The organism is Nonomuraea sp. NPDC050404 (assembly GCF_040655495.1).
Taxonomy (GTDB): domain Bacteria; phylum Actinomycetota; class Actinomycetes; order Streptosporangiales; family Streptosporangiaceae; genus Nonomuraea.
This window is the reverse complement of the sequence record NZ_JBFAKB010000009.1, coordinates 84,467-108,631: the sequence shown is the minus strand read 5'-3', so window position 1 is coordinate 108,631 and position 24,165 is coordinate 84,467. Positions and strand designations below refer to the sequence as shown.

The 24,165-nt window shown below is 71.1% G+C and carries 21 protein-coding genes; 13 read left to right on the top strand and 8 right to left on the bottom strand.

Translation table 11 applies throughout. From position 1 onward, the window contains the following. The first annotated feature begins 153 nt into the window (after positions 1 to 153). From AB0I81_RS25620 to AB0I81_RS25600, 5 genes are read left to right on the top strand one after another with little or no spacing between them, the layout of a single operon-like run. Positions 154 to 1,173, top strand: coding sequence for a sugar ABC transporter permease (locus AB0I81_RS25620; protein WP_360661015.1), 1,020 nt, complete (start codon positions 154 to 156; stop codon positions 1,171 to 1,173). Between the two features lie 14 nt (positions 1,174 to 1,187). Beyond that, the gene (locus AB0I81_RS25615; protein WP_360661012.1) at positions 1,188 to 2,060 is read left to right on the top strand and encodes a carbohydrate ABC transporter permease; all 873 of its coding nucleotides are present in this window, start codon (positions 1,188 to 1,190) and stop codon (positions 2,058 to 2,060) included. An 18-nt stretch (positions 2,061 to 2,078) separates the two neighbouring features. Then, complete coding sequence (locus AB0I81_RS25610) at positions 2,079 to 3,434, top strand: sugar ABC transporter substrate-binding protein (RefSeq protein WP_360661009.1); 1,356 nt, start codon at positions 2,079 to 2,081, stop codon at positions 3,432 to 3,434. 32 nt (positions 3,435 to 3,466) lie between these two features. Then, entirely contained in the window at positions 3,467 to 4,963 is a 1,497-nt protein-coding gene (locus tag AB0I81_RS25605) for a glycoside hydrolase family 36 protein (protein ID WP_360661007.1), read from the top strand. 59 nt (positions 4,964 to 5,022) lie between these two features. Next, positions 5,023 to 6,189, top strand: a complete 1,167-nt coding sequence (locus AB0I81_RS25600; RefSeq protein ID WP_360661003.1) for an ROK family transcriptional regulator — start codon at positions 5,023 to 5,025, stop codon at positions 6,187 to 6,189. 5 nt (positions 6,190 to 6,194) lie between these two features. Here the strand turns inward: AB0I81_RS25600 and AB0I81_RS25595 are convergent, their stop codons facing one another. Beyond that, positions 6,195 to 6,974, bottom strand: a complete 780-nt coding sequence (locus AB0I81_RS25595; RefSeq protein WP_360661000.1) for an IclR family transcriptional regulator — start codon at positions 6,972 to 6,974, stop codon at positions 6,195 to 6,197. A gap of 74 nt (positions 6,975 to 7,048) precedes the next feature. On the opposite strand from AB0I81_RS25595, the gene AB0I81_RS25590 reads away from it, so the two are divergent. From AB0I81_RS25590 to AB0I81_RS25575, 4 genes are read left to right on the top strand one after another with little or no spacing between them, the layout of a single operon-like run. After that, on the top strand, positions 7,049 to 8,197 hold the full coding sequence (locus AB0I81_RS25590; protein ID WP_360660997.1) for a cupin domain-containing protein: 1,149 nt from the start codon (positions 7,049 to 7,051) through the stop codon (positions 8,195 to 8,197). Then, positions 8,194 to 9,030, top strand: coding sequence for a fumarylacetoacetate hydrolase family protein (locus tag AB0I81_RS25585; protein WP_360660994.1), 837 nt, complete (start codon positions 8,194 to 8,196; stop codon positions 9,028 to 9,030). The genes AB0I81_RS25590 and AB0I81_RS25585 overlap by 4 nt, the downstream gene beginning before the upstream one ends. Next, positions 9,030 to 9,731: a maleylpyruvate isomerase family mycothiol-dependent enzyme gene (locus tag AB0I81_RS25580; protein ID WP_360660991.1), complete on the top strand. Its 702-nt coding sequence runs from the start codon at positions 9,030 to 9,032 to the stop codon at positions 9,729 to 9,731. Before AB0I81_RS25585 ends, AB0I81_RS25580 begins: the two co-directional genes overlap by 1 nt. 15 nt (positions 9,732 to 9,746) lie before the next feature. Then, on the top strand, positions 9,747 to 10,970 hold the full coding sequence (locus AB0I81_RS25575) for an FAD-dependent oxidoreductase (protein ID WP_360660988.1): 1,224 nt from the start codon (positions 9,747 to 9,749) through the stop codon (positions 10,968 to 10,970). Here the strand turns inward: AB0I81_RS25575 and AB0I81_RS25570 are convergent. The 4 genes from AB0I81_RS25570 to AB0I81_RS25555 all read right to left on the bottom strand — a co-directional run bounded on the left by AB0I81_RS25570 (position 10,951) and on the right by AB0I81_RS25555 (position 15,053). Further along, positions 10,951 to 11,733, bottom strand: coding sequence for a hypothetical protein (locus tag AB0I81_RS25570; protein ID WP_360660986.1), 783 nt, complete (start codon positions 11,731 to 11,733; stop codon positions 10,951 to 10,953). The two genes, AB0I81_RS25575 and AB0I81_RS25570, sit on opposite strands and share 20 nt — an antisense overlap. Positions 11,734 to 11,822: 89 nt before the next feature. Then, positions 11,823 to 13,193, bottom strand: coding sequence for a sugar ABC transporter substrate-binding protein (locus AB0I81_RS25565; RefSeq protein ID WP_360660984.1), 1,371 nt, complete (start codon positions 13,191 to 13,193; stop codon positions 11,823 to 11,825). Then, a complete protein-coding gene (locus AB0I81_RS25560) occupies positions 13,190 to 14,131 on the bottom strand; it encodes a carbohydrate ABC transporter permease (protein ID WP_360660981.1) in 942 nt (313 codons plus the stop codon). Before AB0I81_RS25560 ends, AB0I81_RS25565 begins: the two co-directional genes overlap by 4 nt. Position 14,132: 1 nt before the next feature. Continuing rightward, positions 14,133 to 15,053: a sugar ABC transporter permease gene (locus AB0I81_RS25555; RefSeq protein WP_360660978.1), complete on the bottom strand. Its 921-nt coding sequence runs from the start codon at positions 15,051 to 15,053 to the stop codon at positions 14,133 to 14,135. 175 nt (positions 15,054 to 15,228) lie between these two features. On the opposite strand from AB0I81_RS25555, the gene AB0I81_RS25550 reads away from it, so the two are divergent. Then, positions 15,229 to 16,236, top strand: coding sequence for a substrate-binding domain-containing protein (locus AB0I81_RS25550; protein WP_360660975.1), 1,008 nt, complete (start codon positions 15,229 to 15,231; stop codon positions 16,234 to 16,236). A 102-nt stretch (positions 16,237 to 16,338) separates the two neighbouring features. On the opposite strand, the gene AB0I81_RS25545 is transcribed toward AB0I81_RS25550, so the two are convergent. From AB0I81_RS25545 to AB0I81_RS25535, 3 genes are all read right to left on the bottom strand, one after another. Next, the gene (locus AB0I81_RS25545; protein ID WP_360660972.1) at positions 16,339 to 17,472 is read right to left on the bottom strand and encodes a hypothetical protein; all 1,134 of its coding nucleotides are present in this window, start codon (positions 17,470 to 17,472) and stop codon (positions 16,339 to 16,341) included. After that, positions 17,469 to 18,638 (bottom strand): hypothetical protein, encoded by a 1,170-nt coding sequence (locus AB0I81_RS25540; protein WP_360660969.1) that lies wholly within the window; start codon positions 18,636 to 18,638, stop codon positions 17,469 to 17,471. Before AB0I81_RS25540 ends, AB0I81_RS25545 begins: the two co-directional genes overlap by 4 nt. Before the next feature lie 109 nt (positions 18,639 to 18,747). Then, a complete protein-coding gene (locus AB0I81_RS25535; protein ID WP_360660966.1) occupies positions 18,748 to 19,641 on the bottom strand; it encodes a LysR family transcriptional regulator in 894 nt (297 codons plus the stop codon). Positions 19,642 to 19,754: 113 nt separating this feature from the next. Here AB0I81_RS25535 and AB0I81_RS25530 point away from each other — a divergent pair, with 113 nt between their 5' ends. The 3 genes from AB0I81_RS25530 (at position 19,755) to AB0I81_RS25520 (ending at position 24,084) form a co-directional block, all read left to right on the top strand. Further along, positions 19,755 to 20,732 (top strand): Ppx/GppA family phosphatase, encoded by a 978-nt coding sequence (locus AB0I81_RS25530; RefSeq protein WP_360660963.1) that lies wholly within the window; start codon positions 19,755 to 19,757, stop codon positions 20,730 to 20,732. A gap of 149 nt (positions 20,733 to 20,881) precedes the next feature. Next, the gene (locus AB0I81_RS25525) at positions 20,882 to 21,643 is read left to right on the top strand and encodes a MerR family transcriptional regulator (RefSeq protein ID WP_360660960.1); all 762 of its coding nucleotides are present in this window, start codon (positions 20,882 to 20,884) and stop codon (positions 21,641 to 21,643) included. 152 nt (positions 21,644 to 21,795) lie between these two features. Next, positions 21,796 to 24,084: a DPP IV N-terminal domain-containing protein gene (locus tag AB0I81_RS25520; protein WP_360660957.1), complete on the top strand. Its 2,289-nt coding sequence runs from the start codon at positions 21,796 to 21,798 to the stop codon at positions 24,082 to 24,084. The last annotated feature ends 81 nt before the right edge of the window (positions 24,085 to 24,165 follow it).

The window sequence follows — 24,165 nt, the reverse complement described above, 5'->3', positions numbered from 1 at the left end:
ATGGGGGTTGACGTGGGACGGAAGGGTTCGGAGACAGTGCCGCACGCTCGCTCACTTATGAGGAGCTATTGACAAACTTCCGATGTCTCACATCATTATTCCGGGAGTCACCCCGTGGCAAGAGGGCAATTTCACCAAGCGCCGAGGACGATCATGAGAACGACGCGAACCGCAGAACGGTCGCAGGTCACCGAGCCGGGCGACGGCAACGGTGACGGAAACGGTGACGGAAACAGTGACGGAAACAGTGACGGAAACAGTGACGGCGACGGCGGCACGAAGGCCGGCGCGCCACGGCGCGGGAAACGTGACGACCGCCGGGCGGCGTGGCTCTTCCTGATCCCCGCGATCACCGGCTTCGTGATCTTCTTCGGCTACCCGGCCGTCCGCGGCTTCTGGTACTCCCTGACCGACTACAACCTGCTCAACGACCCCGCCTTCGTCGGCGCGGACAACTACGCCAAGCTCGTCCACGACCCGCAGTTCTGGCACTCCCTCGGCGTCACCGCCTACTACGTCGTGATCAACATCGGCTCGCAACTGCTGCTCGGCCTGCTCCTGGCCGCGCTCATGCACCGGCTCACAAGATCGGTGGCGCTGCGCGCGATGTTGCTGCTGCCGTGGCTGGTGCCGAACGTCACCGTCGCGCTGCTCTGGATCTGGCTGCTGGACGCCGACCTCGGCTTCGTCAACCACCTGCTCAAGGCGCTCGGCTTCGGCACGATCGGCTTCTTCGTCTCGCCCGACTGGGCCATGCCGACCATCGGCCTGGTCAACACCTGGGCCTACACCGGCTACACCGCGCTGCTGCTCTACGCGGGCATGTTGCAGATCCCGCCGCACCTGTACGAGAGCGCCGCCCTCGACGGCGCCGGCGAGCTGCGCATGTTCCGCTCGATCACGCTGCCGATATTGCGGCCCGTCCTGGCCCTGGTGCTGGTGGTGTCGCTGATCGGATCGTTCCAGATCTTCGACACGGTCGCCGTGGCCGCGGGCGGCAGCGGGGCGACCAGCGCGATCAGGGTCATCTACTACTTCATCTACCAGCAGGCCTTCCAGTACTTCCACATGGGTTACGCCTCGGCGGCGGCACTCGTGCTCGCGCTCGTCCTCGGCGTGCTCACGTTCGTGCAGTTGCGGCTGCTGCGGGCCTCCCGCTCGGACCTGGCCTGAGGAGAGGACATCCGTTGCCCCGCATCGGCAAGATCTCGGCCTGGGCCACGGTGGCCGTGGCCCTCGTGCTCACCCTGTTCCCCTTCTACTGGATGGTCCGCACGGCGCTCACCCCGGCCGCCGAACTCTACGCCGACAGCGGCGCCCTGTTCCCGCAGCACCCGACGCTGGTGAACTTCCTGCGCATCCTCGGCCTCACCTCTCAGGAGGAGGCCCGCGCGGCGGGCGGGTCGGGCGCGCGGATCGACTTCGCCCGCTACCTGCTCAACTCGGTCGTCTACAGCGGCCTGATCGCGATCCTGCAGACGTTCTTCTGCGCGATGGCCGGATACGCCTTCGCCCGGCTGCGCTTCCCCGGCCGCGACTTCGTCTTCGGGGTCATGATCGCCGCGCTCATGGTGCCGCCGATCTTCACGCTGCTGCCCAACTTCGTGCTGGTGAAGAACTTCGACCTGGTCAACACGTTCGCCGGGATGGTGGCGCCGACGATTCTGATGACCCCGTTCGCGGTCTTCTTCCTGCGGCAGTTCTTCCTGTCCATCCCGCGCGACGTGGAGGAGGCAGCCCGGCTGGACGGCAACGGCGCGTGGGGCGTGTTCTGGCGCATCGTGCTGCCGATGAGCCGCGGGCCGCTGATCACCATCGGGCTGACCACGACGGTGTGGGCCTGGAAGGACTACCTGTGGCCGCTGCTGGTCGGGCGCGAGGAGGAGACCCGCGTGCTGACCGTCGCGCTCGGCGTCTTCCTGCAGCAGTCGCCCAACACCCGCCCCGACTGGACCGGACTCATGGCCGGTTCGACCCTCTCGGTCCTGCCGGTCCTGCTCCTGCTGATCTTCCTCGGCCGCCGGCTGGTCCAGTCGCTCAACTTCTCCGGCATCAAGTAACCCCCCGAAAGAGGCATCATGATCACCACCAAGCGGGCAGGCACGGCGCTGCTGTCGCTGACACTCGCCACCATGCTCGCCGCCTGCGGGTCATCCGGCGGCACGGAGTCGCAGGACGGCAAGGTCACGCTCGACTACTGGCTCTGGGACGACCAGCAGCAGGCGTCGTACCAGGCGTGCGCCGACGCCTTCCAGAAGGCCAACCCGAACATCACCGTCAAGATCACCCAGACGGCGTGGGCCCAGTACTGGCAGAACCTCACCACCCAGCTCGCCGCCGGCCAGGCCCCCGACGTGTGGACCGACCACGGCTCGTACTATCCGCAGTTCGTCGGCAGCGGCCAGATCCTCGACCTCCAGCCGTTCGTCACCCGGGACAAGGTGGACCTGAACCAGTACCAGGCGGGCCTCGCGGACCTCTGGGTCAAGGACGGCAAGCGCTACGGCCTGCCCAAGGACTGGGACACCGTGGCGCTCGTCTACAACAGCACGATGCTGAAGGAGCAGAAGCTCAAGGCGGCGGAGATGGCCGAGCTCACCTGGAACCCCACCGACGGTGGCACGCTCCAGCAGGCCATCGCGAAACTCACGGTGGACGAGAACGGCCGCAACGGCCTCGACCCGGCCTTCGACAAGACCAAGGTCAAGGTGTACGGCTTCCTGCCCGAATGGGGTGACGGCTCCCAGGGCCAGAACGGCTGGGGCGACCTGGCCGTCGCCAACGGGTGGACCTACCTGGACAAGAACCCCTGGGGCACGCGGTACAAGTACGACGACCCCAAGCTCGCCCAGACCATCGACTGGTACAAGCGGCTCATCGACAAGGGGTACGCGCCCAAGTTCGACAAGCAGTCCACCCTCGGCAGGGACGCCGTGCTGGGCGCCGGCAAGGGCGCGATGACCTTCGCCGGATCGTGGACGATCAACACCTTCCTGGGCCCCGACGCCGAGCAGAAGTTTGCCCTGGCCCCGATGCCGCTCGGCCCGGCCGGCACGCGCAAGACCGCCATCAACGGCCTGTCCGACGCGATCTTCGCCGGCACGGAGCACAAGGAGGAAGCCTGGAAGTGGGTGAAGTTCCTCGCCTCCGCCGACTGCCAGGACATCGTCGCGGGCAACGCCGTCGTCTTCCCCGCGGTCAAGACGGCGAGCGACAAGGCCGCCGCCGCCCACCGGGCCGAGGGGCGGGACGTGAGCGTGTACGTCGATGCGACCAAGGAGCAGGGCGGCACGTTCCTGCTGCCCATCACCGAGCACGGCAACGAGGTGAGCCAGATCGTCCAGGACGCCATCCAGCAGATCGTCCTGGGCCAGGTGGGCGCCGCCGAAGGTTTGAAGAAGGCCAACGACCAGGTCAACGCGCTGTTCACCTGAACGCCGTTCAGCTGAACGAGGAAAGGAGCGACATGCCGCTGCTCGTCGAGCTGGCAGGCCGTACCGTAGCCATGGAACTCACCGGCTCCGAGCCACCACAGAAGATCGACGGCGGGGTCCTGCTGCCGGCCGGCCGGGTGGCCGTGCTGCACGGCCTCGGCGACGCGCTGTTCTACCGGCACGGACAGAACTCGTGGAGCCCGTGCGGCTGGCGGCGGCTGTCGGAGCCGCCGCTGCGCATCGCCGACCCCCGCCGCCGGACCACCGCAGACGACCCTGTCTGGGACGACCCGGCCCGCCACCACTCCTCGGCGGTCGCCGCCGTACAGGGCCGCGACGGGCAGGTCCTGCTGCTGGGCGCGCTCGGCCTCGGCACCCCGCGCCTGACCGCCGACCGCGACACGCTCGCCGGCTGGTACGAGGACGACGGAGCGCCATGGTTCCTGGCCTGCGGCGAAGAGGAGGAGGTCTTCGCCGCCTACACCCGCGCGCTCGCCGACCGGCTCGGCAGCAGCCAGCGCCGCGCCGGGAACGTCTGGTGCAGCTGGTACGCCTACTACGAGGGCATCACCGAGACGGGCCTGGCCGGGGACATCGCCGCGCTGAAGGGCCTGCCCTTCGAGGTGCTGCAGGTGGACGACGGCTGGGAGGAGATGGTCGGCGACTGGGAGCCGAACGCCAAGTTCCCCTCAGGGATGCGCGCCCTGGCGGACCGGATCTCCGGCGCGGGGCTGAGGCCGGGACTGTGGCTGGCGCCGTTCATCGTGCTGCCCGGCTCGCGCACCGCCCGCGAACGGCCGGAGCTGCTGCTGCGCGACGAGCGCGGCGAGCCCGTGGTCGCCGGCCACAACTGGGGCACCGGGTACTGGGCGCTGGACCTGTCCAGGGCCGACGCGCTCGACCACGTGGAGCGGCTCATCCGGCGGGTCGTGCACGAGTGGGGCTTCGGTTACCTCAAGCTCGACTTCATCAACGCGGGCGCGGCCCCCGGCGTACGGCAGGGCGGGCTCGGCCGCGAGCACGCCTACCGGCGGGCGCTGGAGCTGATCCGGCGCACGGCCGGGGACGAGGTGTACCTGCTGGGCAGCGGCGCGCTCCTGCTGCCCTCGCTCGGCCTGCTCGACGGGCTGCGCAGCGGCCCCGACGTGGCGCCGATGTGGCAGAACTACGCCAGCGACGACCCGTCCGACGCGATGGCGCGCAACGCCGTGGTCAACACGCTGCACCGGTTGTGGCACGCGCCGCTGGCCGAGGTCGACCCGGACGTCGTGTACTTCCGCAGCCGCCTCAACCTGCTCAGCGACCGGCAGCTCGGCTGGCTGCGCGACCTGGCCACGGTGTGCGGCTTCCGGGCCGTCTCGGATCCGCCGGCGTGGCTGCGGCCGGAGGAGCTGGCGGACATGACGGCGTACCTGTCGGCCAGGCCCGCCGTCGTGCGCAAGAGCCGCTACGTGTTCGCCATCGACGGCAGGGAGGTGGACTTCGGACCGGTGATCTCGCCGGACGGGCAGTGGTATCCGATCTCCTGACCACGCACTACCCTTTTGTAAAGAGCGCAGCGTTATTCAGGGGATCCGAGGGGGCGAGGGTGACCGAGCAGGTCACGACCGGGACGGACGTGACCCGGATGCGAGAGCTCAACGCGCTCAGCATCGTCCGGGCGCTGCGCGCCCATCCGCCCTCCACCGTCACGGAGCTGGCCACCCGCACCGGGCTGTCCAGGCCCGGCACGGACGTCATCGTGCAGGGCCTGGTCGCCGACGGCTGGCTCACCGTCGTGGAGCCCGACGGCAGCAGCGTCGTCGGGCGTCCCGCGCGGCGCTACCGGTTCAACGCCGGCGCCGGGCATGTGCTCGGCGTGGACGTCGGCGCGCACAAGGTGCTGGCCATGCTCGCCGACCTGGACGGCACGGTCGCGTGGACGAGCCGCCTGCCGGTCGATCCGGGGGCCGACCCGGCGGCCCGGCTCACCGTCGTCGACGCGGCGGTGGACGAGTGCCTGGCCGCGGCCGGCCTGCGCCCGGAGGAGATCTGGGCGATCACCGTCGGGGTGACCGGTCCTGTCGATGCCAGCGGCCGTACCACGCTGTTCACGCCGCTGCCCGGATGGGCCAGCGTGAACCCCGCCGAGCATCTGGCCGCGCGCTTCTCCTGCCTGGTCCAGGTGGAGAACGACTGCAAGCTCGCCGCCCTCGCCGAACGCTGGCAGGGGGCGGCCCGCGACGCCGACGACATCGTCTACCTGCTGGCGGGCATGCGCACCGGTGCCGGTCTGATCATCGACGGCAAGTTGCGGCGCGGCTTCGGCGGCGCGGCCGGCGAGATCGGCGCGCTGCGCGCGGTCCGCTGGCTCACCGCACCCTCCCACCTGGAGAAATGCGCCAGCCTGCCCGCGGGCACCGACCCCGACGACGCGGCGGCCTGGGTGTTCAACGCCGCCCGCTCCGGCGACAAGGCCGCCAGGACCGCCGTACGCCGCTACACCCGCGATCTCGCCATCGGCACCGCCGCCCTGGTCCTCACCCTCGACCCGCAGGTCGTCGTGCTCGGCGGCGGCTTCTCCCGCTCCGCCGACCTCATCCTCGACCAGCTGGCCCGCGAGCTCGGCCGCACCTGCCTGCGGGTTCCCGAGATCCGCGCCTCCACCCTCGGCGCGAACAGCGTCGCGCTGGGCGCGCTGCGCCTGGCGCTCAACGAGGTGGACGCCCGCCTGTTCGACGTGGGCCTGCCCGCTCCGGTGGCCCCACCCGCCTGACCCTCTTACGACACGCGAGTGGCCGGCGAGCCGCGCAGTTCCTCCTCGATGTCGCGGGCGGTCAAGGACAGGGCGCCGACCAGCTCGGGGAGCCGGTCCCGGGAGAAGCGGCTGCTGGGCATCGACACCGACACGGCCGCCTGGGCGCGGCCGTCCTCATCGCGTACGGCCCGGCCGACGGCGGTGACGCCCGATTCGGTCCTGCCGGCGTTGATGGCGAAACCCCGCTCGCGCACGTTGCGCAGCTCGCGGCGCAACGACACCAGGTTGGGCCGCTGGTCCAGGCGCCCGGCCCACTTGTCGGCGCCGTACAACGCGTCGAGCCGCTCCTGCGGCAGGTCGGCGAGCATGATCTTGCCGCCGGAGGCCAGGTGGGCGGGGAAGACCATGCCCTCGCGGTTGCCGACCCGCAGCGCCTGCGTGCACTCGACCGACCCGATGAACCGTACGTGATCGCCGGACAGGATCTGCAGGTTCGCGCTCTCCCGCACCCGCGCCACCAGCGCGGCCAGCTGCGGCATGGCGACCGAGCGCAGCAGCGCGATACGCGACTGGGAGCTGCCACCGAGTGAGAGCACCGGGCCGGCCGCGTACTGGTGGTCCTCGCGCCGGACCGCGAAGTCCCGGTAGACGAGCATGGCCAGCAGCCGGTGCGCGGTGGAGGGCGCGACGCCGAGCCGCTGCGCGGCCTCACCCACCCCGATCGGGCCCTCGACCTGGAGCAGGACCGCGAGCTGCAACGCGTGGTCGACACTGCGGACGAGATAGTTGGGGGGATTCTTCACAGCAGAATCTCCTATTCTTTTCCGCCCGTCACGATACAAGCTGGACCCGCTGCCGGAAGGAGCTAGGAGCAGACATGACCGAGACCGCGAACTCACCGGTTCGCCTGAACGTGGCCGACTCGCCGGACCAGCCGACGCCGTCGCCCGACCTGGCGGAGCTGTACCGGGGCTTCGAGAAGGAGTTGCTGGTCCCGCTGTGGACCGAGATCGGCGACCTGATGCCGCCGCACCCCCGCTCCAAGGCGGTCCCGCACCTGTGGCGCTGGCAGAACCTGCTGACGCTGGCGGACCGGTCCGGCCACCTGGTGCCGGTCGGCCGTGGCGGTGAGCGGCGGGCGATCGCGCTGGCGAACCCGGCGCTCGGCGGCCGGCCGTTCGCGACGCCGACGTTGTGGGCGGCGATCCAGTACCTGATGCCGGGCGAGGACGCTCCCGAGCACCGGCACACCCAGAACGCCTTCCGCTTCGTCGTCGAGGGCGAAGGCGTGTGGACGGTCGTCGGAGGCGATCCGGTGCCGATGCGCCGCGGCGACTTCCTGCCGCAGGCCGGCTGGAACTGGCACGCCCACCACAACGCGGCCGAGCGGCCGATGGCGTGGATCGACGGCCTGGACATCCCGTTCCAGTACGTCACCGAGTCCCAGTTCTTCGAGTTCGGCCGGGACCGGATCAGCGAGGCCGAGCGCGCCACGCCCGAGCGGTCCCGTTCCCAGCGGTTGTGGGGCCACCCCGGCCTGCGCCCGGTCTCCGTCCCCGGAGCCAAGCCCGCCACCCCGCTGCTGGCCTACCGCTGGGCCGACACCGACCGCGCGCTGACCGACCAGCTCACGCTGGAGGCCGAGGGCCACCCGGGTACGGTCGAGCCCGGTCACGCGGCCGTGCGTTACACCAACCCCACCACCGGCGGCGACGTGCTGCCGACGATCCGGGTCGAGATGCACCGCGTCCGCGCCGGGGCGGAGACCGCGCCCCGCCGGGAGGCCGGCTCCTCGGTCTACCAGGTCTTCGACGGCGGCGGACGGGTCACGGTCGGCGAGGCGTCGTGGTCGGTCTCCCGTGGCGACCTGTTCGTCGTGCCCTCCTGGGCGCCGTTCTCGGCGAAGTCCGAAGCCTCGGCGTCCGACTCCGACTCCGGAGCGCTCGACCTCTTCCGGTTCAGCGACAGCCCGATCTTCGAGGCCCTGCACCTGGACCGGCACACCGTGGAAAGGCCGCACGCATGAAGCTCGCCACCATCCGCCTCGAAGCCGGCGGCACCCGCGCCGTGCGGGTCGAGGAGGACACCCTGATCGACCTGGGCGTCGCCGACGTCGGCGAGTTGCTGGCCCGGCCGGACTGGGCGGAGCACGCCGCGCGGGCGCACGGCCCGGTGACCGGGAGCGCCGGTTACGCGCCCGTCGTGCCCCGGCCCGGCAAGATCGTCTGTGTGGGGCTGAACTACCGCAACCACATCCTGGAGATGGGCCGGGAGTTGCCTCGGTATCCGACGTTGTTCGCCAAGTACGCCGAGGCGCTCGTCGGGGCGTACGACGAGATCCGGCTCCCGCCCGAGTCCGACCAGGTGGACTGGGAGGCCGAGCTCGCGATCGTCATCGGCGCGACCGTGCGACGCGCCGGCGAGGACGAGGCCGCCGCGGCCATCGCGGGGTTCGCCGTGCTCAACGACGTCACCATGCGCGACTGGCAGTACCGCTCCCCCGTGTGGCTGCAGGGCAAGACCTGGGAGTGCAGCACGCCGTTCGGCCCCTACCTGGTCACCCCCGACGAGCTGCCCGGCGGCCACCGGCCCTCGCTCACCCTGACCGGAGAGGTGGACGGCGAGGTGGTGCAGCGAGCCGACACCTCGGATCTGGTGTTCGATCCCGTCGCATTGGTCCGGTACGTCTCCACGATCCTCACGCTCTCCCCCGGCGACGTCATCGCCTCCGGCACGCCGGGCGGGGTGGGGCACGCGCGCGAGCCCGCCCGGTACCTCACCGACGGCAGTGTCCTGGCCACCGAGATCACCGGGCTCGGCCGGTCCGAGGTCAAGGCCGTCACCGAGGCGGTCGCGTGATGGCCCGCGGCCAGAGGTGGATGGCCCAGGGCACCGAGATCTTCTTCGACGCCCTGGCCACGCTGCCGGACGATCGGCTGGAAGGGCCCACGAGGCTGGCCGGCTGGAGCGGCAAACATCTGCTGGCGCACCTGGCCGCCAACGCGGACGCGCTGGTCAACCTGGCGTACTGGGCCCGTACCGGTGAGGAGCGGCCGATGTACGCCTCCCGGGAGCAGCGCGACGCCGACATCGAGGCGGGCGCGAAGTCGCCGGCATCCGAGTTGCGGGCCTGGGCCGTACGGTCCGCCGCGACCCTTGAGGAGCGGCTCGGCGAGCTGGACGAGCGGCAGTGGAGCCGGGAGGTGCGCACCGCGCAGGGGCGTACCGTCGCGGCCACGGAAATCCCCTGGATGCGAGCGCGGGAGGTCATGGTGCACGCCGTCGACCTCGACGCCGGGGTGGAGTTCGGCGACCTGCCCGACGGGTTCCTCGCCGCGCTGATCGACGACATCACCGCCAAGCGCTCCGCGGCCGCCGAACGCGCGCTCACCCTCACGGCGACCGACCACGACGGCACCTGGACCATCCCGGGCTCGGGCGAACCCGCCCAGGTCACCGGCGCTCTCGCCGACCTGGCCGCCTACCTCTCCGGCCGCCGGCCGCACGGCGTCACCGGCGCGGACGGCGGGCCGGCGCCCGAACTGCCGCGATGGTTGTAGAAGGAGTTCCCCGACATGCGTGAACAGAGCCAAGACGTCGATGTCGTGGTGGTGGGCGGCGGCATTGGCGGGCTGGCCAACGCCCTGGCGCTCACCCGCCGGGGGCTGCGGGTGCGGGTGCTGGAGCAGGCCCACCGGTTCGGCGAGGTGGGCGCCGGGCTGCAGATCGCGCCCAACTGCACCCGCATCCTGCATCACTGGGGCCTGCTCGATGAGATCAAGTCGCTCGGCGTGCTGCCCGAGAACATCGTCATGAAGGACGCGCTCGACGGCACCGTACTGACCAGGCTCGACCTGCTGGACGTGGAGCGGCGCTACGGATTCCCCTACGTGGTGATCCACCGCAGCGACCTGCACGGCACCCTGCTGCGCGCGTGCCGTCAGGCCGGCGTGGATCTCGTCAACGACGTCGCGGTGACCGGGTACGAGCAGGCCGGGGAGGGCGCGGTCGCCGTGCACGACGGAGGGCGCGAGTTCGGCCGGGTCGTCCTGGCCGCCGACGGCCTGCGCTCCCTGGCCCGCCGGATCGTGAGCGACGACGAGCCGGTCAGCTCGGCGTACGTCGCCTACCGGGGCGCGGTGCCCTTCGAGCAGGTCGCCGGCCTCGACGTGCAACCCAAGGACGTGGTCGTCTACGTCGGCCCCCGCTGCCATTTCGTCCAGTACGCGCTGCGGAACGGCGAGATGTTCAACCAGGTCGCCGTGTTCGAGTCGCAGAAGGCGCTGGCCGGCGAGGAGGACTGGGGCACGCCCGACGAGCTGGACAGGGCGTTCGCGGCCACCTGCGGCCAGGTCCGTGCCGCTCTGCCGCTGATGTGGCGCGACCGCTGGTGGCGGATGTACGACCGCGAGCCGATCACGAACTGGGTGCGCGGCCGGGTCGCCCTCACCGGGGACGCCGCGCATCCGCCGCTGCAGTACCTGGCGCAGGGGGCGGTCATGGCCATCGAGGACGCGTGGGTGTTGTCGGAGCAGGTGACCGCCGGTTGGGACGCCGCGCTGGCCGCGTACAACGCCGTCCGTCCCCTGCACTGCGGCCGCGTGCAGCGCACGGCCCGCGCCTGGGGGAACCTGTGGCACCACGACGGGGACGAGCGCGAGTGGCGCAACGCGGTGCTGCGCGAGCGCGACGTCCACGACTACGGCTACGTGGACTGGCTGTTCGGGCCGACCGCTCTCACGCCCGGCGACCTGCCGCCGATGTTCCCCGAGTACGAGGTCACAACTCGCAGATCGTGAACGACCGGCTGCCGCCGCCCCCGGAACCGGACAGCAGGCGGAAGACGACCGAGTGTTTGCCGGCGCTGAAGGAGCTCATGGGGTTGCGCCGCAGCACGTCCGATCCGTTGGTCACGAAGCCCGTCAGCTTGCCCTCGTCCTGGCCGTCCACGATCCAGCGGTACTGGTAGGGGATCTGCTTGCCGGAGGGGCCGGCCACCTTGGCGACGGCGAAGGTGCTGGGGTGGTGGCAGCCGCCCATCTTCATCCCGTCCAGCGTCACCGACGCCACGCGCACGTTCCCGCCGGTCGAGGTCCTCGTCACCTTCGGCGTCTGAGGGGGTGCCAGGGCCGCGCTGGTCGTGGCCGGCGGCATCAGCGTGATCGCGCCCGCGACCAGTGCGCCCGCCACGGCCAGCGCCCCGACGCCGGTCAGCACCGCCATCCCCTTGCCCTGCCTGCGCCTGTGCCCGGGGGGAAGCGTCGCGGCAGACGGCGCGACGGGATGCGAGCCGGGATACGGGGCCGGGCGGGAGCCGATCAGCCGGAGCAGGACGTCCTGCATGCCGGGCCGGGCCGCCGGGTTCTTGGTCAGGCAGGCCAGCACGATCGGGCGCAGCGGTCCGGGCAGGTCGCCCAGGTACGGCTCGTCGTGCAGGATGCGGCGGAGCACGGCCGGCAGCGAGTCGTTGCCGAACGGCGGCGTACCGGTCCCGGCGAACACCATCACCGCCGCCCACGCGAACACGTCGGTGGCCGGCCCGACCGGCTCGCCCGCCACCATAGCGGGAATATAGGTATACGGGCCGACTAACCATCACTCACCCCGCAACCGCCGCAGTCAATCAGGGACCGGCTCCGAGGCCCGGCGGCTCATCCGACCACCTCGAACAACTCGTTGAGCCGCCGGTTGACGTCGGTGAGCGAGGTGGCGGGGACGTCGCCGAGGAAGACGGCGTCCAGGGCGGGCCGCATCAGCGCGGTGACGTCGGCCGCGTTCGAGGTCACCGGCAGCGGGAAGGTGGTGCGATTCTCGATGTGGTCGGTGAAGGCCGAGACGTCCAGGTTCCGCTCGTTCTTGTTGTACTGGATCGCCAGCTCCGTGCCCGCCGGACGGGCCGGGAACACCACGCCGGTCTGGCCGATGATGTTCTGGCACTCCTCATCCGACAGGAACTTGACCCACTTCGCGGCGTTCTCCGGCTGCTTGGAGAACGTCGTGATGGAGTCGGCCAGACCGTTGAACATGGAGGCCCGCTTCCCGGTCGGGCCGATCGGGGTGGGCGCGACGCCGATGTCCAGCTTCTTGCCTGCGGCGTCGGTGAGCTTGGTGAACGCCGAGATCGTCCACGAGCCGCTGAGGCCCATCGCGGCGATGCCGGACTGGATCTGCGTGTCGGGGGTGATCTGGTTGGCGCCGCCGATCGCGGCGTAGCTCGCCATGTAGCCCTTCTGCACCAGGCCGAAGTACCAGCCCAGGGTGTCCTGCACGACGGGGTCGTCCAGCTTGAAGCGGGTGCCCCAGGGGTTGCGGTCGGTGGCCTGCCAGCCGGCGCTGCCGGTGAAGGACGACCACTGCGTCTGCCCCCAGTTGTCGCCGCCACCGCCGTTGGCGGCCAGCCCGTACGTCTTGATCCTGGTCTTGTCGAAGCCGGGCTCGTCGCCCCGGACACCGTTCTGGTCGATGGTCAGGCGCGCGATCGTCTTCTCGAAGGTGCCGCCGTCGCGGGGGTTCCAGGTCAGCTCGTTCAGCGTGGCCGGGTCGATGCCGGCGGTCCTGAGCGCGGCGGCGTCGTAGAACATCGCGATGGTGTCCCAGTCCTTCGGGGCGCCGTACCGTTTGCCGTCCTTGCCCTTCCACAGCTCGGCCAGGCCCTCCTGGTAGTCGGAGTCCTTGATGTCGCTGGTGGGGCCGAGGTCGTCGAGCGGGCGCAGCACCTGAAGGTCCACGAACTGGGGGAACTTCGACAACTGGTCGGTGAAGACGTCGGGGGCGGTGTCGGCGATGAAGCTGGCGGTCAGCTTGGACCAGTAGTCGTCCCAGCCGTACTGGGAGATGTGGATGCGCAGGCCGGGGTTGCGCTGCTGGAAGACGTCGGCGCACTTCTGGTAGCCGGGCTGCTGGGCGGAGTCCCAGAGCCAGTACTCGATGGTGCCGTCCGCGCCGCCGCCCCCGCCGCCGCAGGCGGTGGTCAGCAGGAGCCCGGCGAGCGAGATTCGGGTGAGGGTTCGTCTGAGCATCATTTGATCCCGCTGAAGCCGATGGAGTTGACGATGCGGCGGGCGAAGACGAAGAACAGCAGCAACATCGGCAGCGCCGCCACCAGCGTGGCCGCCATGAGGCCCGCCCAGTCGGGTCCTGCCTGCGGTTTCTGCGACTTGAACACGCCGAGTGCCACGGTGAGCACCCGCGACTTGTCGGTGTAGCTGACCATGAGCGGCCAGAAGTACTCGTTCCAGGAGGTGATGTAGGTCAGGATCGACAACGTGGAGATCGGCGCCGCCGAGATCGGCAGGATGAGCCGGAAGAAGATCCGCGTCTTCGAGGCCCCCTCGACCAGCGCGGCCTCCTCGACCTCGCGCGAGATGCCGAGGAAGAACTGGCGCAGGAAGAACACCGCGAACGGCGTCATCAGCATGCTGGGCAGCGCGATGCCGAGCACGGTGTCCACCAGGCCGAGCTCCTTGATGAGCACGAAGTTCGGCAGCAGCGTGAAGATCGCGGGGATCATCAGGCCGCCCAGGAAGACGGCGAAGACCGCGTCGCGGTAGCGCCAGCGCAGCCGGGCGAAGGCGTAGGCGGCCATCGCGGAGAAGAACACCTGCCCGGCGGTGACCAGCGTCGCGACCAGCACCGAGTTGAGGAGATAGCGCCAGAACGCGATCGGCTGGCCCGCGCCGCCGGCGTCGATGGCCTCCTGGCCGGTCTGCAGGCCGAAGACGCGCTCGAAGCCGCCCCACGAGAACCGTACGGGCAGCAGGCTGTCGCCGCCCGCGTAGAGCGCGTTGTTGTCCGACAGCGCGGTACGCAGGATCCAGTAGAACGGGAACAGGCTGGCGACGATCGCCAGGATCATGAACGCCCAGGCCAGGGCGCGGCCGATGCCGAAGCGGGGCTTCGGCGGCGGCTCCGGGTCCGACGCGTGCGCGTCGCTCGTGGCGGGCGCCGTCACGGTTGCCATGTCACCCTCCCGAGGCCAGGTCGGAGGTGCCGGCCCGGGTGAGCCGGTACTGCAGGAACGTGATGATCATCAGTACGACCAGCAGCGCCACGGACATCGCCGAGGCGTAGCCGAACTGGAAGCGGTTGAACGCGGCCTCGTAGATGTAGTACTGCAGCACCCTGGAGGAGTCGATCGGCCCGCCCCTGGTCGCGATCGCCACGGTGTCGAACACCTGGAACGAGCCGACCACGCTGATGATCAGCACCACCGCCATGATGGGCCGCATCAGCGGCAGCGTGATGCTGCGGAACATGCGCGGCTCGCTCGCGCCGTCCATGCGGCCGGCCTCGTAGAGGGTCTGGGGGATCGTCTGCAGGCCCGCGAAGATCAGCAGCGCGGTGTAGCCGACGTGCCGCCAGACGTTGATCAGCGCGATGGTCGGGATGACCCAGGCGGAGTCGGCCAGGAAGGCGATCCGGTCCACCCCGATCAGCTCCAGCACCTTGTTGCCGATGCCGAGCTGGTAGTCGAGTATCCAGAGGAAGACCAGCGCCGCGACCACGTTCGAGACCAGGTACGGCGTCAGCATCATGCCGCGCAGCCAGGTCCTGCGCGTCAGCCGCTGCATCATCACCGCGATGCCCAGCGCGAGGACCGTCTGGACGGCGATGTTGACGACCACGTAGTAGACGGTCACGCCCATCGCGTTCCAGAACACGGGGTCTTCCGCCATGCGCACGTAGTTGTCCAGCCCGGTCCAGCGGGCGGGGGTGAGCAGGTTGAACTTGGTGAAGCTCAGGTAGATGCCCCGCAGGGTCGGCCAGAGCAGGAAGACCAGGAAGCCGATCAGTGCGGGAAGGATGAACAGGAGCGCCAGGCGCGTGTCGTCTCGCGCCCGGGTGGCGGTGCCGGTTTTCGCCGGCCTGCTGGGGGTGGCCATGGGGTCTCCTACGCCGGTCACCGTACGGGCTGGTACTGCTCCCTTCCTGCCGCTTCTCCGGCTTACCGCGAAGCGCTAAATATTTAGCGCGAGTCTCTTTCGCATTACATCCCGTGTCAAGGGCGCTTTACTCTCGGCATAGGACGTCGGCGCCGGGTCGGGCAGCGAGGTGGTCATGTCTACGGGCAAGCGTGCGCGGGTGACCTTGCGGGACGTCGCCGAGCGGGCGGGTGTCTCCCCGACGACCGCGTCCTTCGTCCTGTCGGGACGGCGGGACATGCGGATCTCCGCCGCCACCGAGGAACGCGTGTTCCAGGCGGCCAGAACTCTCGACTACCGCCGCCTGGCGCCGGGGGCGGCCGTCCCGGCCACGACGCCGGCGATCGGGGTGGTCTGCGACGCCGCGGGACACTTCGCCGGTGAGATGCTGCGTGGCTGCGTCGCCGCCGCGACCGACCATGGGCACGTGGTCCTGACCTCCCACCATGCGGGCCTCAACGAGGTGGCGGCGCTGCTGGCGCGGGGGGTGCGCAAGTTCGTGCACGTGGGCGCTGCGACGGTGACGTACGCGGTGCCCGGGGCGCTGCGCGGGCACCGGCTCGTCACGATGAACAACGCCGACCCGGCCTCGCGCGCCCCCGCCGTCATCCCCGATGACGCCCAGGCGGGCAGGGCGGTGGCGCGGGCGCTGACCTCGGCCGGGCACACCACCGGGATCTGGCTGGTCGGCCAGGCGCTCCCACGCGCCGCCGCCGCGGTCCGGCGCCTTTCCGGCATCCGGACGGGCCTGCGCTCGGCCGGGTTGCGGCCGGCCGGTCACGTGCGGTGCGGCTGGTTCCCTGACGAGACCCGGAAGGCGCTGGCCGAACTGTTCGACGCGGGCTGGTGGGAGCGGGCGTGCCCGACGGCCCTGATAGCCATGGACGATCGGGCGGCTATGGGCGTCTACCAGGCGGTCGGCGCGGCCGGGCTGAGCATCCCGCGCGACGTTTCGGTGATCTCCTTCGACGACTCCGGCCTGGCCCGCTGGCTGCACCCCGGGCTGTCGAGCATGGACCTGCCCTGGTTCGGCCTCGGCCGGCGAGCGGTGGAACTGCTGCTGGCCGAGGGGGCGCAAGCCCGCGTGCACCGGCTACCGGCCGAACTACGCACCAGGGAATCGGTCGGACCACCGTCCCGCTGAGCGAAACCACGCGGGGGACTCCGTGGGATCGCCGTCCCGCTGAGCGAAACCACGCGGGGGACTCCGTGGGATCGCCGTCCCGCTGAGCGGAACCACGTGGCATCATCGGGAACCGGTCAGGGCGGCGCAGGCCATCGCCAGCGCGCCGGCGGCCGGGTCCTTGGTGGTCACGCAGGCCGCCATCGACGTGGACGGCGTGCCGCCGGACTTGGCCTTGGCCTTCGACAGGCGCTCGCGGTTCATCGTCACCGTGCACGTGCGCGATTCCGGCCCCTCGTCGCAGCCGTACCAGTAAGGAGTGTTGGTGGGCCGGTACTCGGGGTTGTTGCCACGCAGCGGGTTGGGATCCGGCCCCGTGACCTTGGCGGTCAGGCGCACACTGGCCCCCTCGGCCACCTTGAACCGGCACTGGAGCCGCTCGGGATCGCGCTCGCCGGTCGCCGCGCGGCACGTGACCGGCGCGCCGGTGACCTTGACGCCCCAGCCCGTCATGAGGGCGACCATGAACTCGTGCTCCTCGACCGGCTCGGGCTCCGGCAGTTCCACCGGCTCGGCCCGGCCGAGATCGGGAACCACCAGCTCACGCAGCACCACGTCCAGTTCCTGCGGGGTGGCGACGAAACGCGGCTCGGGCGCCCCGCAGGCCCCGGCCAGGTCCCGGAGCTCGTCCCGCTGGCCGTCCGGCACCTGGAACCCGACGAATCGGCACTCCAGCGTCAGCCCGGCCGCGGACACCCGCTCGCGCACGGCCTTCATGACCGCCCGCTGGTCGCCGGCGCAGCCGTCGGTGCCGTGGCTGGTCACCACGACGATGCGGTTGCGCTTCAGCCCACGGAACGGATAGAGGCCGGAGAAGTCGTCGATCGCCGCCAGCACCCCGCTCTGCAGCGTCGGCCTGCCCGCCGCGCTCAGCCCGCGCGCGGCCGAATCGATCTCCCCGCCGCGCCCGGTGCCGCTGCCCACCAACTCGGCCGTGTTGTCCGCGGCCCCGCACTCCCCGCCGAACCTGCGCAGCGAGACGGCGTCGCGCTCGCCCGCGTTGCGCGCCACCGACCCGACCGAGGCCGCGACCGCGCCGAAGTCGACGCGGCTCCGCGAGGTGTCCACCAGCAGGGCCGTGCGGTGATCGGGGACGTTCAGATAGATCAGGTACGCGATCACCGCCAGGACGATCAGCGACACCACGGCGATCGCCGCCCGGCGGGCACCCTTGCGGGGCTTGGCCGGGGCGGTCACGAGCCGCTCCGCGGAAGGGTGGCACGCAGGGCGTCGATGGCCTCGTTCATGCGCTTGACCTTGTCGTTGTAGTCGTCGGCCGCCCGTTCGAGCGAGGCCAGTGCCGCCAGGTCGCCGCCCGTCACCCGCCGGGCCCCGTCGAGCAGGCGGGTCTGGTGGGCACGCAGGTCGGCGGCCCGCGTGTGAATGTCGCGGGCGGCGGGGGTCTTGGCCCGCCCGGCCAGGTCCTCCAGCTCGGTGTCCACCCGGGTCGCCGCGGCCCGGCGCAGTTCGCGGTCGGCGACGTCGGCCCGGCCGTCCCCGACGGCCTTCAGCGCGGCCTCGATCCGGCCGACGGTGGTGTTGAGCGCGCCGGTGACCCGGGTGGCGTTCTCCAGCACGGGTTCGACGTTGGTGAACCAGTCGAGTGCCGCGCGAAGCTGCTCCGGCGTGCCCGCGTACAGCGGGGCGGTCGCCCCCGTGGCGGTGGCGACGCGTTCGAGACCGGCCCGCCGGCCGCGCGGGACCTGGTAGCCGACCAGACGGAAGCGGATGCTCAGGCCCGCCGACGCGATCCGCTCCTTGATCTCCTGCTCGACGAACCCGGTGTCCTCGTCGCAGGCGTCCGCGCCGTTCCTGGTGATCACGATCACCCGGTTGACCTGCCTGGCCCGTAGCGCGAAGGGCGTGGTGAAGTCCTCGACCGCCGCGACGACGCCGCGCAGCAACGTGCTGTCGCCCCCGCCGCGCACCCGGCCCGCCGCCGCCTCGATCTCCCGCCGGTTGCCCTCACCGAAGGGGACGAGTTGCGTGGTGTTGTCCTCGGCGCCGCACTCGCCGCCGAAGCTGCGCAGCGCCAGCGCGTCCCGGTCGCCCGCGGAGCCGGTGACGGTGGTGAGCGTCCTGGCGATCTCGCCGGGGTCGGAGGTGGTGTCGATGAGGAACTGCGTCTTGTACGTCGGCGCGGTCTGCGGCAGCACCACCTCCACGATCACCCAGCCGACGCCCGCCAGCATCGACCCCGCGATCAGCGTCACCAGGGAGATCGTGAGGCTGCGCGGCAGGTTGACGACGATGACGTACAGGTCGCGTGCCGCCTGGTAGATCCGCGCCCATCCGGAGGCATTCGCCTCCATCTTCACTTCGGTGTGCGCGCCGTCCCGCGGGGCCTGGGAGGGTGCGCTCATCGGCGGGTGGCCGCCGCGAACGGATTCACCTCATCAGCATCGAGGCGCGGCGCGAACCCTGTCGAAGTCCCGTTGCCGATATGCCATTGGTGACGCCTATCCGCCCAGGTCACAACACCCCGGCGGCGGTGCGGACGGCCAGCCGGCAGAACGCCTCGGCCAGGCCGCCGTCGTCGCCGGTCCGCCGTACCGCCACGACCTGCGCCGGGCACAGGCCGGTCATCCGCACCATGCGGATGCCGGACGGCAGCGGGGTGGCCCGGAAGTTGTCCGGCCCCGGGCAGAGCGCCCCGTTCAGGCGCACCGCGATCAGCAGTTCGTCGGGGGTGCCGCCGGGCTGGCCGACCAGCCGGGGCGCCTCGTTGTTGCGCTGCTCGTTCAGGTGCCACCAGCGCGTGAGCCGTTCCGGCACCGAGGAGACCGTCGGCACGAGCGCCTCGCCCAGCACGTCCGTGTACGGCACGCTCCCGGCGTCCCAGAACGCGTGCCCGAGCGGCACGGCCAGCGCCCTCGGCACCGAGACGAGCGGCTCCCAGGTCAGCCGCTCGGGATCGACCGGCAGGAACATGATCGCGGCGTCCAGCTCGCCGTTGACGAGCGGGCGGTCGAAGTCGGTCAGCCCCACCTGCCGCCAGCTCGTCCGTACCCTCGGATAGGCCGTGGTGAAGGCGCTGAGCACCGAGATGTGCAGCTCGTCGGGCAGCGGCAGGGAGACCCCGACCCGCAGGGTGCCCTCCCCCGCCCCGGCCACGTGCCTGGCCTCCCTGGACGCCTCCTCCACGGCGCGCAGCACGACCCTGATCCGGTCGTAGAACACCTCACCGGCGGCCGTCAGCCGGGTGCCCGCCGGGTCACGGGTGAGCAGCGTCGCGCCCACCCGTTGTTCCAGCTCCCGCACCTGCTGGCTCAACGTGGGCTGCGACACGTGCAGGCGTGCCGCCGCCCGCGTGAAGCTTCCCTCTTCGGCGACCGCCACGAAATAGCGAAAGTGCCTCAGCTCCATGCGTTCCCTCCGCTGTTCCATCATCCACGACCACGGTGGGTCGTGGGGCGCTTTCGGAGAGTCGCGGCCCGCGAATCGGTTGACAACCTGATTTGACGGGTAGCCACCCGGCCATGCGACTAGGCGTGCTCGACATCGGATCCACCACCGCCCATCTGCGTATCGCGGACCTCACGGTGGGCCATCCGCCGCTACCGGTGGCCACGCTCAAGCGCCGGCTGCGCTTATCCGAGCACACCAGCCGGGACGGGGTCATCGCGCGGCTCGCGATCGAAAGGCTGATCAGGGCCGTCGGCGAGGCCGCCGCCGTCGCGGAGCTGCACCAGGTGCACGAACTGATCCCGTTCGCCACCGCCGCCGTACGGGACGCCGCCAACCGCGATCCGATCCTGACGGAGATCGCGGCCGTCACCGGCGTGCGCGTCGGCTACATGGACGCCGAGCAGGAGGCCCGGCTGACGTTCCTGGCCGCACGGCACTGGTACGGCTGGTCGGTCGGCCCGATCCTGCTGGCCGACATCGGCGGCGGTTCCATGGAGCTCGCCTACGGCCGCGGCGACACCCCCGACCTGGCGCTGTCCCTCCCCCTGGGCGCCGGGCGGCTGACCCGCCACCGCCTGCCGGACCCCGGGCAGGTCAAGAAGAAGCACCGGGAACGGCTGCGCGAGCACGTGGAGTCCAAACTCGCCAGGGCCGTCGGCGAGATCCGCGCCCGGCACCGCACCGGCCCGGCCACCGCGGTCGCCACCTCCAGGACCTTCCACCAGCTCGCCCGCCTGTGCGGGGCGCCGAGGGCCAAGGACGGGCCCCATGTCGCCCGTGAGCTGCGCCGCGACGACCTGCGCGAAGCCATCGAGCTCCTGGCCGACAGGACTCCCGAGCAACGCGCGCAGTTGCCCGGCGTCTCCGCGGCCCGCGCCCGGCAGATCCTCGCCGGCGCGATCGTCGCCGACGAGACGATGGCGGCGCTGGATCTGCCGAGTCTGCGGGTCTGCCCCTGGGCCCTGCGTGAGGGCATCCTGCTCGACCGCCTGCACCCCTCGGCGGGATCCGCCCGGCACCTGTACGCGGTCAAGGGGGAGAGCGCCTGATCGACCCGCTCCGTGGTGCCGCCAGTGACGCCACGTCACACCTTCGTCCGTACAAATGTCATGACGAGGTCGTGACGTGGCCGCACTGCCGATCAGGCGTGGGCAACGGCTGAAATCGAGTACACGGGAGGGACCGAAGGAGAAGACCGTTGCGCAGCAGTGAACTGGCCGCACTCGCCGGCGTCACCATCCGCACCCTGCGGCACTACCACCAGGTGGGGGTCCTCGACGAACCCGAGCGGTCGGTCAACGGCTACCGCGACTACGACGTACGCCATCTGATCCGGCTGCTGCGCATCGCGCGGCTGACCGAGCTCGGCCTCCCGCTGGCCTCGCTCCCGGAGGTGCTGGACGACCCGCAGGCCGCCGAGGCGCTGCTGGAGGAGCTGGACCGGCAGGCGGCGGCCGAGATCGAGCGGCTGACCAACCGGCGGGCGGCCATCGCCGGGCTGCGCGGCTCCGGCGCGCTGCCCGACCTGCCGCCGGAGCTGGCAACCTACGGACCCACCATCAGCGCCGTCGCGGGCGTCGCCCCCGATCTGGCGCGCAACGAGCACGAGCAGATGATCCTGATCGCCCACCTGCTCGGCGAGAACGGGACCTCCGCCCTGGTCGCCGCCCTCGTCCAGCACGCCGCCTACACCCCGGCCGCCCTGGAGATGCTCCGGCGCTACGCCGAGATCGGCCCCGATACCCCTCGGGAGGATTTGGAGCGGATGGCCGACGACATGGCGGCGCACTACCGGCCCTTTCTGGAGAACTTCCCCGCCGTCGAGATCGGCGCCGACCTCTCCTCGATGCTCACCGCCTACGGCGAGCACACACTCAACGACCAGCAGCTCCTGGTGAACCGGCTGCTCGCGGACCGGTTGGCCAAGCCGGTCGGCGAGCAGCGGCCGCGCACCGGTTGACTCCGACGCGGCGTCACGGTTTTTGCTGGTCCCGTGCCACTTATCACGGAAGTCAACTTGAGTCAGGAGCAGAGTCAGATGCGTGAGGTCTTCTCGGCCGCGTTTCCTCCCCCGTCTCAAAGCGGGACCATCTACGCCCTTAAGGAGACCTGATGAAATCAGTGATCGAACTGTCCAGTGCGGACTATGCCCGCGCGGAGCAGATGCTGGCCCCGTACCGGGCGCGGCGCGTGCCCGGCGCCTCGGTGCAGCCACACTGGCTGCCCGGCGGAGCCCGCTTCAGCTACCAGGTCGGGTCCCGTTTCCTCGTGGTGGACCCGGCGGAGGGCACCCGCCGCGACGCGTTCGACCACGAACGGCTCGCCGCCGCCCTGTCCGCCGCCTCGGGCCACGCGGTGGACGCGGGGGATCTGCCGATCACCGCGGTCGAACTCGACCTGCCCGAGGGCGAGGGCGGCGAGGCCGACGCGGTGCGGTTCTCGGCGTTCGACTCGCGCTGGGAGTGGTCGGACCGCTCCGGGGTCTGCGCCCGCGTGGAGCGTGCGGCGCCGCCCGGACCGGACAAGCTGGACCACGCCGTCTCGCCGGACAAGAACTGGATCGCCTTCGGCCGCGACGGCGACGTCTGGGTACGTTCCCGCGACGGCAGCGAGGAGTACGCGCTCACCGACGACGCCGAGCCGCACTTCGACTACGGCGGGCTGCCCGAGGCGCTGGGCTCGCGCGCCCTGATGCGCTCGCTCGGGCTGCCGCAGCCGCTGGTCCTGTCGTGGTCGCCGGACTCCACCCGGTTGCTGGTGCACCGGCTCGACCAGCGTGAACTGCCCGAGCAGGTGCTCGTGGAGTCCACTCCCCGCGACGGCGGCCGGCCGGTGGCGCACCGCTCCCGCTACCCGATGCCCGGCGACGAGGCGCAGGCGACGATGTCGTGGAACGTTCTCGACATCGCCACGCGCGGCGTCGTACGGCAGCAGGGCGAGCCCTACACGGTCGTGCATCCGACCGCCATGGTCTACCAGTGGTGGTCGGGCGAGAAGGGCGAGGCGGTGCACTTCCTGCAGCACTCCCGCGACGCGCGCACGCTTGAGCTGCGCCGCCTCGATCCGGCCACCGGCGCGACGACCACCCTGATCAGCGAGACCGGCGAGACCCGCGTCGACCCGACTCCGCAACTCGGGGAGCCGACGATGGCGCAGGTGCTGGACTCCGGCGAGATCCTGTGGTGGTCACAACGCGACGGATGGGGACATCTCTACCTCTACTCCCCCGACGGGGAGCAGGTCTCGCAGGTGACCTCCGGGCAGTGGCTGGTGCGCAAGGTGCTCTGGGTGGACCAGGACAGCCGGCAGGTGTGGTTCCTGGCCACCGGCCTCGGTGACGGCGATCCGTACGTCCGCCAGATCTGCCGGATCGGCCTCGACGGCACCGGATTCACCCGCCTCACCGACGACGACCTCGACCACGACGCGATCAGCCCGCCGGAGGGCGGCTACCTGGTGGACCGCGCCTCCTCGCTGAGCACCCCGCCCCGCTCGGTCGTCCTCGGCGGCGACGGTCAGGTGCTGGTCGAGCTGGAGTCCCCGGACGCGAGCGTGCTGGAGGAACTCGGCTGGCGGCCCCCCGAGCGGTTCCGTACGACCGCCGCCGACGGCAAGACCCCGATCTGGGGACTGCTCTGGCGACCGCACGACTTCGACCCGGAACGCCGCTACCCGATCATCGACGTCATCTACCCGGGCCCGCAGATCCACCGCGCCGGACCTTCGTTCGACAGCGTGCTGCCGGGAGAGGCCGAGTCGCTGGCCGCGCTGGGGTTCGCGGTCGTCGCCGTTGACGGCCGGGGCACGGCGGGCCGCGGCAAGTCCTTCCACGACCAGTCCTACGGCGCGCTCGGCGACGCCGGCTCGCTGGCCGACCACATCGCGTCGATCCGCGAGCTCGGGCACCGGCACCCGTGGCTGGACACCGACCGGGTCGGCATCACCGGCCACTCCGGCGGCGGCTTCGCCACCGGCCGCGCCCTGCTCGCCCACCCCGAGTTCTACAAGGTCGGCGTCGCGGAGTCCGGCAACCACGACATGGGCATCTATGTGCCGATGTGGCCGGAGCAGTACCACGGCGACGTCAGTGACGAGGCCAAGCGGGAGTTGTCGAACGCCCCTCTGGCCGCGAACCTGCGGGGCAAGCTGCTGCTGATCCACGGGGAACTCGACGACAACGTGCTGCCGGCGCAGACCCTGCGCCTCGTGGACGCGCTCATCCAGGCCGACAAGGACTTCGACCTGCTGCTGATCCCCGGGGCCGAGCACGCCCTGTTCGGCAAGACGCACTATGTCAAGCGCCGTGGCTGGGACTACTTCGTCCGTCACCTGCACGGCACGGAACCACCCGCCTACCGGCTCGCACCCGTCCCGTTCCCACCCGTCTCCGTGCTGCTCTAAGACCGGGCAGGGCCCCTGCCCGGTGGTCGGGGCCCTGCGCCGCACGGGTACGCTGAACCTCACATTGATGTCAGAGGCAGG